Annotated in this window: 12 protein-coding genes and 2 pseudogenes; 6 read left to right on the top strand and 8 right to left on the bottom strand. The window is 41.0% G+C overall.

All coding sequences use genetic code 11. The features are described from left to right. From KUV50_RS19045 to KUV50_RS19540, 4 genes and pseudogenes are all read left to right on the top strand, one after another. A pseudogene (locus KUV50_RS19045) lies at window positions 1–478 on the top strand (IS66 family transposase); the annotation flags it as partial. 13 nt (window positions 479–491) lie between these two features. Next, a complete protein-coding gene (gene tnpC / locus KUV50_RS19040) occupies window positions 492–1,436 on the top strand; it encodes an IS66 family transposase (protein WP_261395444.1) in 945 nt (314 codons plus the stop codon). Between the two features lie 516 nt (window positions 1,437–1,952). Continuing rightward, window positions 1,953–2,273 (top strand): annotated as a pseudogene (locus KUV50_RS19545) (transposase); the annotation flags it as partial. 21 nt (window positions 2,274–2,294) lie between these two features. Continuing rightward, window positions 2,295–2,447, top strand: a complete 153-nt coding sequence (locus KUV50_RS19540; protein WP_315900004.1) for a transposase domain-containing protein — start codon at window positions 2,295–2,297, stop codon at window positions 2,445–2,447. Window positions 2,448–2,489: 42 nt separating this feature from the next. On the opposite strand, the gene KUV50_RS19030 is transcribed toward KUV50_RS19540, so the two are convergent. From KUV50_RS19030 to KUV50_RS19005, 6 genes are all read right to left on the bottom strand, one after another. Beyond that, window positions 2,490–3,137 carry a bifunctional 4-hydroxy-2-oxoglutarate aldolase/2-dehydro-3-deoxy-phosphogluconate aldolase gene (locus tag KUV50_RS19030; RefSeq protein ID WP_222581802.1) on the bottom strand — a complete coding sequence of 216 codons (648 nt, stop codon included), beginning with the start codon at window positions 3,135–3,137 and terminating at the stop codon, window positions 2,490–2,492. 225 nt (window positions 3,138–3,362) lie between these two features. Beyond that, the gene (locus KUV50_RS19025) at window positions 3,363–4,355 is read right to left on the bottom strand and encodes a 2-dehydro-3-deoxygalactonokinase (RefSeq protein WP_222581801.1); all 993 of its coding nucleotides are present in this window, start codon (window positions 4,353–4,355) and stop codon (window positions 3,363–3,365) included. A gap of 20 nt (window positions 4,356–4,375) precedes the next feature. Next, window positions 4,376–5,641, bottom strand: coding sequence for an Nramp family divalent metal transporter (locus KUV50_RS19020; RefSeq protein ID WP_222581800.1), 1,266 nt, complete (start codon window positions 5,639–5,641; stop codon window positions 4,376–4,378). Window positions 5,642–5,726: 85 nt separating this feature from the next. Next, complete coding sequence (locus KUV50_RS19015) at window positions 5,727–6,911, bottom strand: sialidase family protein (protein ID WP_222581799.1); 1,185 nt, start codon at window positions 6,909–6,911, stop codon at window positions 5,727–5,729. Window positions 6,912–6,924: 13 nt separating this feature from the next. Further along, a complete protein-coding gene (locus KUV50_RS19010; protein WP_222581798.1) occupies window positions 6,925–8,706 on the bottom strand; it encodes a RagB/SusD family nutrient uptake outer membrane protein in 1,782 nt (593 codons plus the stop codon). Between the two features lie 16 nt (window positions 8,707–8,722). Further along, window positions 8,723–11,812, bottom strand: a complete 3,090-nt coding sequence (locus tag KUV50_RS19005; protein ID WP_222581797.1) for a SusC/RagA family TonB-linked outer membrane protein — start codon at window positions 11,810–11,812, stop codon at window positions 8,723–8,725. Between the two features lie 362 nt (window positions 11,813–12,174). Between KUV50_RS19005 and KUV50_RS19000 the strand changes: the two genes are divergently transcribed. After that, a complete protein-coding gene (locus KUV50_RS19000) occupies window positions 12,175–13,059 on the top strand; it encodes an AraC family transcriptional regulator (protein WP_222581796.1) in 885 nt (294 codons plus the stop codon). A 13-nt stretch (window positions 13,060–13,072) separates the two neighbouring features. Here KUV50_RS19000 and KUV50_RS18995 read toward each other — a convergent pair whose 3' ends face one another. Both KUV50_RS18995 and KUV50_RS18990 read right to left on the bottom strand, forming a co-directional pair. Next, window positions 13,073–16,342 (bottom strand): DUF499 domain-containing protein, encoded by a 3,270-nt coding sequence (locus KUV50_RS18995; RefSeq protein ID WP_222581795.1) that lies wholly within the window; start codon window positions 16,340–16,342, stop codon window positions 13,073–13,075. Window positions 16,343–16,353: 11 nt separating this feature from the next. Next, complete coding sequence (locus KUV50_RS18990) at window positions 16,354–18,129, bottom strand: hypothetical protein (protein ID WP_222581794.1); 1,776 nt, start codon at window positions 18,127–18,129, stop codon at window positions 16,354–16,356. A gap of 95 nt (window positions 18,130–18,224) precedes the next feature. On the opposite strand from KUV50_RS18990, the gene tnpA reads away from it, so the two are divergent. Then, the gene (tnpA, locus tag KUV50_RS18985; RefSeq protein WP_222581793.1) at window positions 18,225–18,512 is read left to right on the top strand and encodes an IS66 family insertion sequence element accessory protein TnpA; all 288 of its coding nucleotides are present in this window, start codon (window positions 18,225–18,227) and stop codon (window positions 18,510–18,512) included. Window positions 18,513–18,623 lie beyond the last annotated feature (111 nt).

Below are 18,623 nucleotides of genomic sequence, written 5' to 3'. Positions count from 1 at the left end.
TGCTTCACTCCAATTTCAATTAAAAGAGCTTCAGAAAATGGTTTATGGTGCAAAGCGTGAACGCTTTGTTCCTGCGACTGCGGACAACCAGTTGAATATATTCTCCGAACCTGAATCTGTAGAACAGAAAGAGCTGGAATCTACTACCGAAGAAGTTTCCTACACCAGAAAGAAAAAGAAAAAGCATCGGGGCAGGAATGCCTTCCCCGATCATCTGCCTGTAGAAGAGCAGGTTATTGAGCCGGAAGAGGACACCACCGATATGGTATGTATAGGACAAGAAGTAAGCGACACAGTCGAATACACACCAGCCAGCTTGTATATCCACCGCATTATCCGGCCAAAATACGCCTCCAAGCAGGGAGAAGGTGAAATAAAGATAGCTTCATTACCAGGCAAGCCAATCGATAAAGGCATAGCCGGTAGCAGTTTGCTGGCCTGGATACTGGTGTCGAAGTTTGTGGATCATACCGCGTGACGCGGCACGAGTTATGCCATTCTACCGGATGCGTCAGCGGTTTAAGCGGGAATATGCCTGGGAGGTGTCCTCCAGCACGATCAATGACTGGTTCGTGGCTGTGTGTACCCTTTTGAGACCGCTATATGATCACATGCGGGAGAAAATTCTCGAAAGCGGATATATCCAGGCTGACGAATCACACATAAAAGTACAGGACAATAAAAAGGAAAAAACTACTCATCGGGGCTTCCAGTGGGTATATCATGGAGTAGAAGAAAAACTGATTTTGTTTCATTACCGCAAGGGGCGCGGAAAACACGGGCCCAAAGAATTCCTACGTGACTATCAGGGATGGCTTCAGGTAGATGGGTATGGGGTGTATGATAAGATTGGAGCCCAAAAGGGTATTGACCTGATGGGATGTCATGTTCATGTCCGTAGAAAATTCTATGAGGCTAAAGAATACGACCAAAAGCGAGCTAAGCATGCTTTGGAGGTGTATAGGCAGTTATATGATATTGAAACACAATGTCGCAATATGTCCAGCGAGCAACGCCATGAATATCGCAATGAGCACTCCCGTCCCATTCTTGAAGGGTTTAAAAAATGGCTCGATGAGGAGGCTGTACGTGTGCTCCCCAAAAGTCCGATGGGTAATGCTATTAGATATGCCATCAGACAATGGCACAAAACGATCCGTGTGCTGGAAGACGGTCGGCTTGAAATGGATAACAACCTGGTCGAAAACAAAATCAGACCATTGGCCCTGGGTAGAAAAAATTATCTGTTTGCTGGCAGTCATGATGCAGCCCAACGGATTGCAATGATGTACTCATTCTTTGCTACATGCAAAGCTAATGAGGTAAATCCATATGAGTGGCTGAAAGTGACACTTGATAAGATACCGGATCATCCGGTCAATCGGTTGAATGAACTATTGCCCACAAAGATAGCCATCAAGGAAGAATCAGCCTAGATGTACTTGCTCGGACGGATACGTAATTAATACGTAAATCAAAGAACCAAAAACTCTTTGAGAGAGGACCTGTCCCCAGAAAAGGGGGTCAGTATGCTCCGGATTTCACTCCCGTGGGGGTCAACATGCTCCGGATTATTCAGAAGAGAAATATCAATTTTCAAATGACTTTCATCTCAATTTTGATAAAATTCCTTCCATATCCCTCATTTTCACTGTAAGGGGGTCAGCATCTGCCGGATTGTCAGCTGAAATTTAAAATTCTAACTGTTCTGAAAGTCATTTTCACCTCGGATTTAGGGGGTCAACATGCTCCGGAATATCCACCGCTACACGAGTTTATTCAAATTTAGTCAGTGGCACAAAACGAACCGTTATGACTAATATTCTCATGAAATTGGCACAAATCGAACCGTAAAAACTGGCACAGTTTGAACCGAAATCACTGGCACACTTCAACCGAAATCAGTGGCACAAATCGAACCGGAATAGCCAGAATACGACCAAAAGCAAGCTGAGCATGCTTTGGAAGTGTATAGGCAGTTATATGATATTGAAAAACAATGTCGTAATATGTCCAGCGAGCAACGCCATGAATATCGCAATGAGCACTCCCGTCCCATTCTTGAAGGGTTTAAAAAATGGCTCGATGAGGAGGCTGTACGTGTGCTCCTCAAAAGTCCGATGGGTAATGCTATTAGATATGCCATCAGACAATGGCACAAAACGATCCGTGTGCTGGAAGACGGTCGGCTTGAAATGGATAACAACCTGGTCGAAAACAAAATCAGACCATTGGCCCTGGGTAGAAAAAATTATCTGTTTGCTGGCAGTCATGATGCAGCCCAACGGATTGCAATGATGTACTCATTCTTTGCAACATGCAAAGCTAATGAGGTAAATCCATATGAGTGGCTGAAAGTGACACTTGATAAGATACCGGATTATCCGGTCAATCGGTTGAATGAACTATTGCCCACAAAGATAGCCATCAAGGAAGAATCAGCCTAGATGTACTTGCTCGGACGGATACTTTGCTACAGTTACAAGTTACTAAGTGGTGCAAGTATTAAATATCCTAACATAACCTTTCATATGTGTTTCTAATTTACTCCAATCCTTCCTATCGATAAGTTCCTGTTTAAAAAGTGTACTACCAATACCCAGACCTGTAGCTCCAGCAGAAATAAAATCTGACATATTATTCTTATCTACTCCTCCAGTCGCTATTAATGGAACTTGATCCAATGGTCCCTTCAGACTTTTCAGATAATCTGGTCCCATAACAGAAGCCGGGTAAAGCTTAACCATAGCTGCACCTAAAGATCTGGCATTACAAATTTCTGTAGGTGTTAACGCACCTGCGAAAATCGGCACTCCTATTTTCTTACATCTGCTTATAACATTGGCATTGACGTTGGGTGTAACAATAAATTGAGCACCATAATTTAACGCCATTTCTAATTCTTGAATATTCCGAATAGTTCCCATACCCACATTAAGTTGACTGCCATAGGTACTCAAAGCGGACTGCATCTGTCCCTTTGCATTTATGCTATTTAAGGTGATTTCAATGGTGGAAAGCCCCGCATTATGGAAAGCATTTAAAATGTAGGGTAGAGAATCGGGGTTAATATTTCTCATAATACCTATAATAGGCATCTCGTTAAACTTATCCCACACAAAGTTGCCGCTCTTCATTTAGTCAATCAATACTTTGATATAAGTAAATTACTTTGAAATTTATCTAATAACACCCAATAAATGGGCAATCTTTCCGTATAGAGGAATAAATCTGTAAACCTATATGCCTGCATGCAAAATAATATAAAATAACAAGAATTCTACCGATAGGATGATCATAGAAGGATTAGCGTACCATTGTAAATCTACGATCTCAATATATTCTTCTGTGAGAAAATGGGTCTATGTATTTCTAACTTCAGCTTCATAAATTTTTAATTGACCATAGATCGTAAATCTATCTACATCTTCAGGGGCTGTAAGATAAATATCATGTGTCATATCCAATATATCGATTGCTTTTTTATAATAATCAAACAGTCCATTTTGACAACAGAGTACTAATCGTTTACCTTGTTCTTCCTGTATGGATCTCAATTCATATCCAATTAAAAGACCGCTTAAAAAGAAATAATTTTGCTCTTTATTATTACGCTGAAAAAGATCGTTCGTGCGGACCTTAAATAAACCCTGCAATAAACTGAACTGGCCAGAATATTTGACCCCCTCAATGAAATGTGTCCAATGTAATGAATTATCAGATATCCGAGAAGCTTTCACGGCTTCTTTCAACAACCCATTCTGACTCATGAGTGCAAACAATTCACCTGTCACATACGTTGAAAAATCTATTATTTTTCCAGATTTAATTTTGACATGTTTTGAATGTGTTCCTGGCAAGATGACAAGAAGTTCGTCATCTTGAAATGATTTCAATAGACCTTCCATACCCAGCAACTGTACCTCCTCACCTCTCATCACATCATTGCTCGTTCTTATACCAGAAATTAAACAGACTTTATGGCGAAAGCCTGCCATTTCAGAAATTGCCTCCGTAATAATAGCATTTCCTTTTATTTCAACAGGAACCGAAGCATAAGGTAATTCCTTCAAACCAATTGTTGAAGATGCCATTCCAGAAATGATAATCGGTATTCCAGTCAGTGAAATCTGGGATTTCTCCTCCAATTCTTTTATTGCTGGAACAAGGGATTCAAGATAAAAGCTTACCCTACTTTGATCTGAAGAATGCACTTTATTTTTCCACATATCAAAAACATTAGAGATACCGAGATTAGACCTTACCTCATGATTCATTTCCCTGGTCTGTTTGTCGACTAACCTTAATCTTAATGAAGTGGTTCCCCAATCGCAACATAAAATATAATTTCCCAACGGATGTATTTTTTAAATATTCAAATCAGTTCAAGAAGTGCCAAGACACCATTGTAAGCAATAAAACAGGAAAAAACGAAAGAAGAAAATAATCCCAAATTTAGGAGCCAACCAGATTTATTCTCTCCCATAATCTTTCTATTATTAACGAGAAAAATTATCAAAATTATTACCAAAGGCAATACAAATACATTGGCGACTTGGGTAGCAATTTGGGCCACAATAGGATTGGCACCCAAGATAGGGACTACGAGTCCAATGATTGCAGCCAATCCGGTAATCAAGCGAAATTGACGAGACGAAGTATCCAATTCACCACTACTATAATCTGCTATCAATAATGGTGCCACCATAAGAATTGGAAAAATCGATGAAAGTCCTGCACTCAAAATACCCACCACAAAGAGTACTATAGCAAATCGGCCAGCAACTGGCTCCAATGTGTAGATCATATCCAGTACCTGCTCAATTATTTTGCCGTCATAGAATAATGCTCCTGTCGCAGTTATCATGATTGATGCACTAACAACAAACATAAGGAATGCTCCAACCAAAGCATCCCGTGATTGGGCTTTCAAATCCTCCTTTCCCCATCCTTTCCCTTTCATTAATAATGGACGAACGACAAAAGTGGGAGCGGCCATAGTCGTTCCCACAAAGGCTGCCACCATCAATTTTCCACCCTTTTGTGCAGGAATAGAAGGCACAAGTCCCTTCACGATATCCTTTGGATCTGGCATCACTACAAACATGGATAGCAAAAAGCACAACCCCATAAGAGTTACAAATATCACCAGAATTTTTTCAAAGAAACTGTATTTGCCCACCCACAATAATCCATATAAAACGGCCAAAATAAAAATTGAAATTCCCAGAACAGCCCAATAATTTTGTGGAGAAGTGCTCGGAAAAAACACGTGAATCAATTCATAGATAGCATTAGCGGAAAGTCCGACTATCCCGGAAAGTGAATTCAATTGCCCCATCACCACACCGACAATTACAGCAATTGCTAGAATAGGACCATAGTGAAACCGCTTTCTAAAACTATGGATAGCTGTATCACCAGTAACCACAGCGTATCGACCATAAGCTTCCATAAGAACACCAGCGAACACTACACTTAGAACTAGTACCCATAGTAATTGCATACCAAATTCACTTCCTGCCTTCGCCATAGATGTAACACTCCCTGTCCCAATCGTATATCCGATACAAAATATGCCAGGACCGACAGAAAGTAGAAGTAGCCATAGTTTACTTAACAATGATTTCTTCTCACCCATAAGTAGTTTTTCGTAGTTTAAATGTGAATGAAAACATACCTAAGTTCGTACGAATAGCTGTACAGACGTTTCACAGTCAGACTATCTATCGCCCCCCATCGCTAATCACTTTTCTATTCTGAAAAACCTTTATTATGCTTTCATCTTGCTCGGGTGAAAGTATATCCTCTTCCTTGAAGCTGGTCATATATATATGTTGTTGACCTGTCCTATTGTAATCGTACGTTATATATATAGTCCCATCCTCAGTTTGTTGCCCATCTGGGTAAGATACTGTGGGTCTTTCATCAAGCAATAGTCCATTAGACCATGTATTCCCATCATCTTGAGAAACAAATGCCATTAGGTGTGAGCGCCCTGTACGAATAGAAATAGGGCCATGTTTGACCAAAAGTAAATTTCCTGAATTTAATTTTCTAATAAAAAACCGAGCACTGGGATGTTCCACTTCTGATTTTGTCATCTCACTCCATGTTTTTCCGCCATCATTAGAAAAACTTTCCCCTATACCCGCTTTGGTCCTTATCCACATCCACAGGGTTCCGTCATTTTTCTCTACAATCATATGTTCATCAAAGGTTCGTACATCTTCTGGAACATGACATGCCCCCCGAATACTCCAAGTTCTACCTTGATCGGCAGAAACTACAAATTGAGCACTATTATCCGTCAAAAACCATGTAGATACAGGTAAAACCCATTCCCCATTATTTGTCACTGTTGGTTTACACATCAAAACACCCTCTGCCAATCTTCTAGGTGAAGACCACTTGGGCTTAGCAGCATCCCCATCTTCTGTTGTTATAGCCCATACACCGGCAATGTGACCACCCATTTCAACTTGTATTTTTCGACTTATCCCTTGAGCATAAAAAACCCATAGTTTTCCATTGGGATCCACCCAGACCTCCGGATCAAACGTTCGCACTGGTCCTCCTCCATCTGGATCGATAACGAGCACTTCATCCCAAGATTTACCTTCATCGATACTTGTAGCTACTACTACGTAATTATTATGATCTTCTGCGGGAGTTACACCGGCATACCATACCGCCCACATTCGACCATTCTTGGTTACTGCCATACTTGAGATACCTGTAAATTGTCGACTATCTGGGGAAAATTTATAAAATCTTCCAGGATCCTCAATAAGATTAGCTGGACTTAAAAAGTCCAAATCGTCTTGTGAAAAAAGGAAACAATTCGATGTGAATATAATAGCAATTATTAATATACTTTTCATGTTTTTCATAATTTTCATGTTTTTCATAATTTTCATGTTTTTATTGTTCGTCTGTAATTTCTGTCAAAGGAGCAATATTATTTTCAGCTCCTGCATATCCTATATTTTGATTTATTCGACCACCATTATTCGCATCTATAGCAGACTGTGGAATTGGCCATAAGACATGGTAAGGATTGATTTTATATTCGAATTGTTCCCAAATTCTTCCAACATTATAAAATTCATTCTTCTCTGTCACTCGATCGTACCAGTAATTATTCTCAGAAAAGTTATTCATAGTATACCCATATAAATTATTCTCTGCTAGGATAAATGCCACCCTAGTTAATTCACATTTACGAGGTTCTTCAATATACAATTCTCTTGCTCGTTCATCAAGGATAAAATTCAAATCAACATCATTTGCATCTATTAATGGAGCATGAGCTCTCTCTCTAACTTTATTTATATCTTCTACTGCATTCACTAAATCACCCTTCCAAAAATATGCTTCAGCTCTAAGCAAAAAAGTTTCAGCCAATCTAAACACATACCAATCACTATTTCCACCCTGCGGCTTTTGAGGCCTCAATTCATCATTTACATATACTTTGTATTGTGGCCATGGGAACCAAGCTCTTACAGAATCTTGAGGATTACTATCAGAAAAATCCACCGGCTGTCCAAAATAATTTGATGCTGGATTATTTATCAATATCTTACTAGTTGGCATCCAATTAGTATCGGTATCATGCCTTAAGTCATTTCCACAATTTTCCCAAATATCAAAATTAAAATAATTACAAGGCCGAAACATACCTACTCCCCGCCCAAATGCTAAAATTTGCGGATCCCAATTTGCATCGATACATGCTCTTTTCCCGTCAGGATCCTTTAACCAACTTGCATGACCCCACCATGGAGTATAAACTCTCATAGTCCTTGTGCCATCAGTCTGCGCTCCAGGAAAGCCAAATTTATCTTGCACTACTAAAATCCCTTCAGTATTACTTGGCATACTTTTATTTTCTTTCTGATGTAGGTCCCAGATAACATTAAACCTTTCATCTTCAGCAACGACTCCAAATCTGTCCATCATTAAACTATAGTTTCCGCCATCAATTACTTCTGAAGCAGAATTTATAGCTTTGTCAAATTGGCTATTCGCAAGATATATTTTTGTTAAAAGGTGATTACCGGCCGCTTTATTCACCTTCCCTGGATCTACTTTTTGCGGTAACCAATTAACTGCGAATTCCAGATCAGTTTCTATTTTTTTTAAAATTGATTTTCTAGAATGTGTGAAAAAATCATTTTTCGGTTTTGTATGTTCATTATTAATAAAGGGAACATCTCCAAACTGATGGACTAAACGATAATACCAATAAGCTCTATGAAAATAAGCTTCTGCTAATACCTCATTTTTATCATTTTCGCTTTGCCATTCAGGTGCTTCAATTCTTGATATCACTACGTTTGCATCTCTGATCGGATTGTAGGCTACCTCCCAGTTTCTGTACTCTTCCCAAGCACCTACTTGTGTGGGCGTAGAAAATAAATCATGATTTATAACCATATCCTGTCTTTGTTCCCCAGCTACACCAATATCGGATGATATCAATTCCAGGGTTAAAGGCATTGGATTCCCTCCGTAAAAGTCGGCTCTGAGATCCCTTCTTAAACTTAGCAAAACTGCCTCCATGCCTTGTTTATTTATATATATATTATCCGGTGTGTAGATTGATAAAGGCTTCGGATCAAGCCAATCATCATCACAACTAATAAATAATATTGCTATTAAAACAATTGTGGTCAGCTTTTTAAACATATTCGTTTTCATTGCTTTAATTTTAGTTTTATAGATCAATTCTAATTCCAGCGGTAAAATATTTTGGCATCGGAGACTGCCCTGATTCTGGATCCCAATGATCCCATTTTGTGAGCGTGAGATAATTCCGAAGATTAATATATACATTCATGTTTTGAATCTTGTCAAAAGATAAAATATCTGAGACGGTATAAGAGAGCGATATGTCTTGTAAACGCAAAAATGAACTATTCTGCCAAACTTTATAAGGAGCATTTTTTTCGGTATCCAATCTAGAATATTTAGCATTTGGATTATCTGGGGTCCAGTAATCTGCAGCGTAGATATTTCTACGATCAATCCAAGATGATTGCTCATCAATTAGATTAATACGATAAAAACCTAAATCTGCACGAATAAACATTGATAAATTAAAGGATTTTAGAAATGATATGTCATTTCCAACACCTATTCGATATTGAGGTTTTTTGTATCCTTGAAATACCTTATCATCTAATGGTTGTAATTTTCCATCTCCATTGACATCTTGAAGTTTAATATCGCCCGGTCTTCTTCCATATTTAGCTGCTTCATCGGCGTCACTTGTTTGCCAAATCCCTAATTTTTTATACTCCCAGATTCTATCTATGCTTTCGCCAATGAACCATTGATTCGTTATGTCATCAGCTTCCTTTTCTCCAGTCACATTCCCATTATCGTCATATATTTTAGTCTTATCTCCATAAAGATGAATTATTTTATTTCTGTTTAATGAAAATATAATCGAAGACTCCCATTGAAAAGCGTTGGGAATATTAACATTTCGTGAATTTAATGTTACCTCAATGCCCTTGTTCTGAAGTTCTCCCAAATTAGAAGCAACACTCGAATACCCAATGATATTTGGCAATGTCCTGTCTAGTAACAAATCACTTGTTGTCATACTATAAACATCGATGGTTCCAGAAATATGATCCTTAAGTACACTAAAGTCCATGCCTATATTGAAGGCTTCTGTTCTTTCCCATTTCAAGTTACTGTTTGCCATTGAATTACTATGCACTCCTGTTGCCAATTCATTTCCATATAAATATTTGACAGTTCTAAGTTGTGCGAGAGCATCATAAATCCCAATTGCACGATTTCCATTTACACCCCAAGAAGTACGTAACTTCAGATAATTGACCCAATCTACAGTAAAAAAATCTTCATCTGACAGTCTCCATCCAAACGCGATTGAAGGAAATTTGGCATATGGATTAGATCCTCCAAAAGCCGAATAACCATCCCTTCTCCAAGTAGCTGTTATTAAATATTTATCTAATAAGGAATAATTCACTCTCCCCATCAAGGCATTTCCGGTACTATAATCATCATCGCTATTTATAGAAGGATTGACTCCGGCAGCTATAGCATGGAACGACAGAGCATCCGAAGGTGCGAATTGTGTATTTGATAAATTATTATACCATCTTTGGTATTTTTCAATATTGTATAAAAATGTAAAGTCAATTCTGTGATTTTCATTTATAGTTTTCTGCCAATTAACTATATTATCAATTTGCCACTCATATATGTTATTATTTTGACGTTGACCATATCCTACATTTGATCCTCCCCTCGGTGTTTCGATGGGATCAAACAAATATCTGCCATTCCAGGAATACCTATTTACAAACGAAATTTTATAAGAAATATCAATTGGTAATTTCACCTCGGCAGCTAAATTACCGAATAGCGTTTGAACCCGATCATATAAATCTCGATAGGTATAATAAATTAGGGGATTCCCTGATACAACTTCTTCATGTGTATACCAAAGCATATTCCCATTATCATCATAAATTTGGCCATATGGACTACCCGTAATGGCAGAGTTTAGCGATGCTTCCTGAAAACCTTTATCTCTATCTGAATAATGCGCATTTACAGATAATTTTAAAAAATCACTTACATCCGCATCTACATTAATTCTTGTTCTTACAGCCTTAAATTGATCGCCTTTGATATATCCTTCATTATCAGTATATCCTGCTGACCAAAAATACCTAATCTTTGGGCTGCCTCCAGAGATACTAAAGTCATAATCCTGTCTTATTCCTTTCTGCAAAACTTCATCCAACCAATTAATTGTATTGCCCTCTCTGTAATTATTCTTTTCAGTTTCAGTCAAAGTCAATCTGTTAAGCCACATATCAATCGGATCATCAGAAGGTGTCTGATCATAATTCATCCAATCTCCGATTGAAATATTTGAGGGCAATTCTCCAGGCTCAGTGTAATAATGATCAGGTTTATCATAAATGAATGTATACATATCACCTCTTGCCTTCAGATATCCTGCAGGACCGAATGGTTTCTTTATATTGGTTAGGCCTACCATCCCAATTTTAGTAGAGAAGTTTATTCTAGGTTCACCTTCTAATCCTCTTTTTGTTGATATGATTAAAACTCCTGAAGCAGATCGAGCACCATATATTGCCGCGGAGCTTGCGTCTTTTAAAATATCTATTGATTTTATATCTGAAGGATTAATATCACTAAGATTACCATTGTAGATCACACCATCTAATACAATTAAAGGATTAGTATTTGCTTTTAGCGATGTTTGACCACGGATCAACATACTACCACCTCCTTCAGCCTTAGTCCCTTGGTTTGAATTAAAACCAGCCACAGTACCATTGAGCATTTCCAGAAAATTTGTAGGGGCTTGATTTTCATACTTAGATGCATCTAACCTTTGTACTGCTCCCGTCAAATCGCTTTTCTTCTGGGTTCCGTACCCAACAACAACAACTTCATCTAAAAGAGCTGAATTGGATAGCATCACTACCTCCATAAAACCCTCATCGTTGACCGTAACTTCCTGGGTTTGATACCCTACATAAGAAAACAACAACACATCTCCTATACTCACCTCTTCCAAAACAAACTCCCCATCCAGATTCGTTGCTGTCCCTTTATCGGTATTTTTAACCAGCACATTTACCCCTATCAAAGATTCATTGTTTTGATCAGTGACAGCACCTTCGATCGTTATTTGTGAGAACACGGGAATGGTAAAACCCACAAACACCATGATTAGATGTAAAAACCGCCATTGCCTTCGCGGCTGATAGAATTTAAAACCTGCCATAATAATTGTATTTAAAGTCCTTTTAATAATCTTATGAATTTAAGAAGCAGTCACAACGGGCAACACAGACCTAAATGAAATTTGTCTATACAGCCTAAGAAGCATATAATTATTCTATTGAAAGGTTATTTTATATACATACAATCCTTACATGAGTCAAACACTAATTACTAGACCCAATAATGCATTTACATGCTATAATTCCCCAAAATGAAAGCTTACTAATTAACCATTCTCATATTTTTCATCATTATGTCAAATATCAACTATTGTATAGTTCAAAAATAACGTTATATTAGCCATAGATAACACAATATTGCCCAAGTAATGAATTTTAGTGACAAAATCAATTAACCCGTATTATGAAACCTATTTTAATGCGTCATTGTGAGCCTCGCAATGAATCGTTCAAGGCCTGGATAAATAGTGACCCCTACGTTCACAATCCATGGCATTTTCATCCAGAATTTGAATTCACTTATATACTTAGAGGAAAAGGAACTCTATTTATCGGGGATAGTATGGAAAGCTATGCCAAAGATGATCTTCTAGTAATCGGTCCAAATCTACCCCATGAATTGAGGAGTGATATTGAAGAAAAACCAGATAACTATTCCCAAAGCATATCTATTCACTTCAAATATGATTTTCTTAATGAAAGTTTCTATGATTTACCAGAAATGGTACAACTCAACGAACTGTTAGGATTGGCCAATAGAGGAATACGCTTGACCGATAACCAGGCAAAAGATCTTATAAGAGATAATATAACAAAACTTCCATATATGAATGGGATGAAGCGGGTCGTCAAGCTGTTAGAAATATTGGAAATCGTTTCGTCATCTAACAGCCTCAATTTGCTTTCAAGTAATAGTTTTACTGAATCAATTGACCCAGGGCAAGACCATAGAATTAATAAAATCTATGAATATGTCATGAAAAATTTCAGAAGGCCGATCTCTAATGCCGACGTAGCAGGACTTGTGAATATGACCAATACCTCATTTTGTCGATATTTCAAAAAAAGAACCAATAAATCATTTATATCCTATCTGAATGAAATAAGAGTTGGTTACGCATGCAAACTGTTACTCGAAGGCAAACATACCGTGGCCGAAGTGGCCTTCGAATGTGGTTACGAATATGTTTCTTACTTCAATAAAATATTTAAGGAAATAAAAGGAATGACTCCCTCAGAATATGTAGATGAATATTTTGTTACAAATATGACCGATTCTATCAAGTAAATTTTGAAAACCATTACTCCTCATCCACATCAAAACCCATCTGCCTAGCCGATTCCTTCACGATCTTGTATTGCTGGCTGTTTTCCGTGATCGGATAATTGGGCTTGGAACGGGCCGTAATGGTAAACTCGATTTGGACATCGTTCTCCTTCAATGGCATAATGAATGAGTTGAACAATTGATTGAACACGATGGCATTCGCCTGACCGGACACCGAAATCCTTCGGATTTTTCGGGCAACCTCACCTTCATCAGATGATTTCGGAACTGAATGTGTATCACTACCGGTATCCATGGGACCATCCGAATCGGGAACTAACTCAGGTGATGATACATTTTCCTGACTCCGCATCCACGCCTGATAATCACCCGGCGATACCAGCCAGAAAGTCTCATCCTCCGCATCAAACATCGGTACACCCGATCCAAAATACATCCGAGTCCAGTCCTTAGATCCTTTGGAGGCGATGGCAAATTGTCGATTATGGCAATATTTCACCAGGCTGTTTTCCACGGCCGACTTGTTAGCGATCATTGGCTTGTCATCATAACGTAGAAAAGCCTCCCACACCTGTTTCGTCTGGATTGGCTTTCCATCTTCCGGTAGCAGATTGTTCCGTCGCAATGTGTTGTGTCCTACAGATTCCAACAGCCATTCCTCGTTCCGTAATTTATCCCAGAATATATTGGAAACCTGCACATCAAAGGCGTCCTTAAATTCGCGGACCTCCGTGGTGGTCCGACCTTGGGCACCCGAATATTTGTGGATTTGATTGTACGCCGTCACCAATTCCTTCTGTACTCTTTCTGCGGCATCCACGATCCGAGCATTCAGATCCGGTTTTTGATCCGGTTCCAATGTACTATAGTAATCCTCTTTAATCTTTTTGCAGGCGAGAAACTCCCGGGTAATATTATACAACGACGCACGTCCATGATTGGATACGGATACAAACAGCAGCGTGTTGCGATAAATTCGATCGCTGTTCCCTTTTCTTAGCGCAAGATTCTCAATCTCTGATTCGAACCTTCGGTTGCCGTTTTTATACAACGCGGGATGGAGAATGATCAGCGTAGGAGATTTCAGCTCTGGAATATCGCCTTGTGGATTAACGATTAATTTAAATTTGGAAACTCGTCTTGACTTGTCCTCGAGTATCTTAATAATCTCACTCTCTATACGGTCATCTTTGATCTCGGATATGGCTGAGTTCACCAGGATATTGAGGTTGGCTTTGGTATGAAACCAATAGCGCTGGTCAGACCCGCCGGTCTGTGAATAATACAGATAGTAGGCCCGGTTTTGCATCTCATCGAGGCTGCTGTTGATGCTGTTGTGGTTGAAGCCTCCGGGAACAACCAGTTGGAGTTTCAATTCCCGAACCGTGATCCCCCTGTTCACCCCAGTACTTCCAAAAGAATTGAGAAAAATGGTTGTGGCTAACCCTTGTGTAAGGTTGTATTCACCAAATGCCGGCTTCTCCTCATCGATATGATACGCATTGGATTGCGTACCGCACACATCAGAGCTGATCACCGCATCATATCCCATCCCATATAGTTTTTTCACTTCCCCGGTCAACGTATCCAGGTTGTCGATCCGGAGGTGAGAGGGATGGATCAAGGTATGATTCCCGACCAGATTGTTACGTCGTTTCCAGAGATCCGAAACGATCGAAGCAAGCAGTCGAAGAACTCCTCTGGTTCGCTGAAATTGCGGATGACTCGCCCATTTATTTTTGAAAATATTGATCAATTCCGGATGAAACGGATACGCCCGTCGCATCAGATCCGCGTATTCCGATTTATTGGAGCGCTCTGGAAGTTCCAGCCAAATATTATCGTAAAGCGTGGCGTACGACTCCAACACCTTTTCTGTCACCCGGTCATCCCCAAATCCCTCAAATAACCGATGTCGGATCACTTCAAAAATCTCCTCCTCTGCTACCGGTTTGGTATCAGCCCCCACCCGGGCGACTCTTTTTTCCAGGGATTGGAGGATGGCAGCCGTCTGCGGAGAATTGGCGACTTCCGTGACGCTGGCCGGTAAGGTAATCACCCCTACACAATTTTTAACCTTGGCGATGGCTTCGGTCAGTTCCTGCATAAAACTGATGGTCTGATCCGACAAAGTGGAGCCACCTACCTGCACACCTGAAGCCGGGACGCAGTAATCCGCTAGCTCATCGATAAGAATCAGGGCAGGTGAAGCTTCCTGTAAAATCTCTACGAACAATCCCTTGGGTGCAGTCCGTGACTCATCATTGGCTCGAATTTTTTCATACATTTTTGGTCCTCCGAGCTGCCAGGCCAACTCCCCCCACAATGTACGGATATGCACATCGCCTACTTGTCGACCCTGGGTAGGATCCTTGGTCGTATTGGTGAATACCGCGATAGCGGCTTTATCATACTGTGGCAAAGCAGTCAGTTTACCTGCCACTTTACTGTTTTCCGCAATATTTTTCCCGGCACGAACCAGATGATACAACGAAATGAGCGTATGGGTCTTTCCACCTCCAAATCCGGTCTGCAGCGTGATGATCCGATTCTCGCCATCCTGATTTCCGTTCAATCCCTTTACGACCCGGTTGGCGATATTGGTGAGTCCTTCCGTGAAATAGGTCTTATCAAAGAACAGCGACTGATTGTTATAAACCGCTCGCCCTTTGTTAATGGCTACTTCAGCCAGGTCCGCCGCAAATACCGATTCATCCAGATTGCCCTGGCGAATATCCAGGTGGGGCTTGGCGTTGTTGAACCAGGCCGTGAGCGCAATCTCCGACGTTGATTGTTCGATCTGTTCCTCAGCGATCTGCTCCTGAATCGGTTTCTCATTTTTGAGATTGAGGAGTTCAGTTTCCAAATCCTTGAATCGAAGCTGATGGACGATATCGATCATGTGGTTGTACGCCTGTTCCGCTTTCCGGGGCTTCAGCTCCTCAAAATGAAAAATCATATTGCGCACCTCTGCGATTTCACTGAATTTTGTAGAAAGCTTGGTCGTCATTCTATTAAAGTCCTTCCTGATGAGGTGTTGCACGTTTCTATCCAATGCCCAGGAAGCCAGATTCCCGATGTCGATCATCTGCTCGGGACTTTTCCCCTCAAGGCGGGTGTTCTCATTCCAAAATTTTTGTTGGACCTTGCTCATGGTCTCATAATACGCCTGGTCCCATTTCGCACCGTGTTTCTTCTTCATCACGGACGGAATATAGGAGCGCATGGTTTCGAGAAAAAGGCCCAGAGCTCGGTCGAGATTGTTTCTTCTAATGTTTTCCATGGTCTGTGTTGCTATGATTCAAATTCAATGGTTGATTGCATTCCCCGGTTAACGTCCCTGTTTCTGGATTCTTTCAGCAGATTATCCTGGTTGGCCAACAAGCCTTTCGCCCATTCCCCATCCTTTATTTCTTTGGAGGGGGGAATCAATTCGGCCAGGGAATTGAGGACCCGCCATACGGTAGATTCGGCTTCGGGAGCCTTTTCCGCGATATAGTCGAGTAGTTCTACGCGCAGCGCTTTGCCATAAAGATACATCATCCGGTGCGCCATATCAATATCTGAATTCCGTACCGGCCGTAGCCCGATTTTTCCCTCCTCTCGGATACGAATATCTGCATGACCCAACATAGATTTTTCTTCGTGCTTGACCAACAGATGATGTCCATAAATTTCCGACATTTCCACGCTCAGGCCGATCTGGGTAATCCGGCGAACGTTATCGTGGTCCGCCTGGGAAAATCCGAAAAGCTGGAGCCAGCCGATGTAAAACTTGGTCAGATCATCGGTATCAATGTCGCTGACGATGGCATCGAAGGCCGCGTCGCGCGCCATCTCGAGCAGCTCGGCCACGGTTACTTCCGATCCATCCGCTTTTTCCACGCTGAGGTACCGACCAAAAACCGATACCGCCTTGCCAAAACACGCGGTGAGCAGATCGGCTCCCCGAAAACCCAGCGCGTAGAGCTGCCTGACTTCGTCGCCCACCACGTCGTGAATCTGCGACTGGACCTCCCGGTAATCGCCGATGCCCGATCGGGTGGATGGAGCGCAGGCCACGGTCACCGAGGAGGCTAAGGCATCACCACTCAATCCTACCATCCGGTTTTGCAACTCGGTATCGAGAGCCCAACTCCCGGTGATGTTCATCCGGGCCCCGAGAATGGAATTGCAGAGCGTCGTCCAGGCGTGCGTGCTTTGATGGGCGAACATAATCGATACGATGTCCCGGGTCTGGTATTCGATCGCGTCAAAAATTTGTAAAAGTTTGTTTTCAAAATGCGTGAAAGCATTGTCGGTGTTGTTCTTATGGTGGTGCTTCAGCGCGGTGCATTCTTCGGATTTCGGAGTCTGCGGGGTGGCAAAATGGAGTGGATAGAGATCCAATATCGTCCGCTTCATCCAAACGTAAAAGAAATCCGATAAATCGGCGTAGGCGATCGCGTCGTAGTAGGGGGGATCGGTTACCACCGCGTCCAGCTCATTTTCCTGGAACTGATTTTTTTCCCCACTCGAGGCATTTTTCATAATGGAAGGGATATCAAAATTCTCCGATTCCAGATAACGAGTTATCCAATCCAATTGATTCTCCGCACTGCCTGTGGAGCCACTGAATGGATTAGACTCTGGAAAATCAAACATCATTGGGATGGCTTGTCTGGAGAAAGGGTGTTCCATCTTTTCGCCTGATACATGCCATCTGCCAAATGAAGTATTTACTACAGCTACCCGATCCACCCAAATACCCAGGTAGGTAACCACCGCCTTGTAGTAGTCGCTGAACGCTCCGCCGGACTCGCCCGGAGTGCCACCGTCCGACTGAAGGAGTTCTTTCTTGAGTCGATCGAGCTGATCGACGAAGGTTTGCAGGGCGAGGAGTTGGCCGGGGGAAAATAAATCCTTCCATTTCGATATTCCCCAACCACGACCACTGACCAAATCCGGAATCTTCAACATTTCTTCATTCGGAATTCTTTCGTTTATTAATTTGAAATCTTCGAATTCCACCAATTCCATTTCAGAATCAGTAGGTAATCTGTATTCCTTCCCGTTGTTATTTACTATCACTGCAAGTAATACTTGTGACAGTTTACCGTATCCGTCCGTCTAACCACATATTGTAATATCCTTGGTGGTGTCAGATCTTTGTAAAAAGAAATGACATGAGTAAAGTACATCGACGGATACGCCGTACCTCCGAACAAATGTTTCCCTTGGTGGAAAAATACGAATCCAGCGGGCAATTACAAAAAGATTTCTGTGAACATCACGACATAAGCATCGGCACGTTTCAATACTGGCTGAAGAAGTATCGGGAAGAATACTCAGGCAGGTCGACTTCCTTTCAAGAAATCACTGTGTTGCCAAAGTCAGATAATTCCAGGCATGAATCTCGCCACATCCTGATCAGCACTCCTTCCGGAATGGAGATCAAAATTCCACTGGATTAGCGATGATTAGCTTCACTCCTTCGATGAAGTATTATTTATATGCCCACACTACCGATATGAGAAAAGGTTTTCGAGGTTTGTCCGGTATAGTTCGCAATGAATTGGATCGGG

Origin of the sequence: Membranihabitans marinus, from assembly GCF_019802045.1 — a bacterium.
Taxonomy (GTDB): Bacteria; Bacteroidota; Bacteroidia; order Chitinophagales; family Saprospiraceae; genus Membranihabitans; species Membranihabitans marinus_A.
This window is presented reverse-complemented; position numbering and strand designations above follow the sequence as displayed.

Coding starts and splice junctions, on each gene's coding strand:
- tnpC (WP_261395444.1), top strand. CDS start 492: ATGCCATTCTACCGGATGCGTCAGCGGTTTAAGCGGGAATATGCCTGG.
- KUV50_RS19540 (WP_315900004.1), top strand. CDS start 2,295: ATGATGTACTCATTCTTTGCAACATGCAAAGCTAATGAGGTAAATCCA.
- KUV50_RS19030 (WP_222581802.1), bottom strand. CDS start 3,137: ATGAAGAGCGGCAACTTTGTGTGGGATAAGTTTAACGAGATGCCTATT.
- KUV50_RS19020 (WP_222581800.1), bottom strand. CDS start 5,641: ATGGGTGAGAAGAAATCATTGTTAAGTAAACTATGGCTACTTCTACTT.
- KUV50_RS19015 (WP_222581799.1), bottom strand. CDS start 6,911: ATGAAAAACATGAAAATTATGAAAAACATGAAAAGTATATTAATAATT.
- KUV50_RS19010 (WP_222581798.1), bottom strand. CDS start 8,706: ATGAAAACGAATATGTTTAAAAAGCTGACCACAATTGTTTTAATAGCA.
- KUV50_RS19005 (WP_222581797.1), bottom strand. CDS start 11,812: ATGGCAGGTTTTAAATTCTATCAGCCGCGAAGGCAATGGCGGTTTTTA.
- KUV50_RS19000 (WP_222581796.1), top strand. CDS start 12,175: ATGAAACCTATTTTAATGCGTCATTGTGAGCCTCGCAATGAATCGTTC.
- KUV50_RS18995 (WP_222581795.1), bottom strand. CDS start 16,342: ATGGAAAACATTAGAAGAAACAATCTCGACCGAGCTCTGGGCCTTTTT.
- tnpA (WP_222581793.1), top strand. CDS start 18,225: ATGAGTAAAGTACATCGACGGATACGCCGTACCTCCGAACAAATGTTT.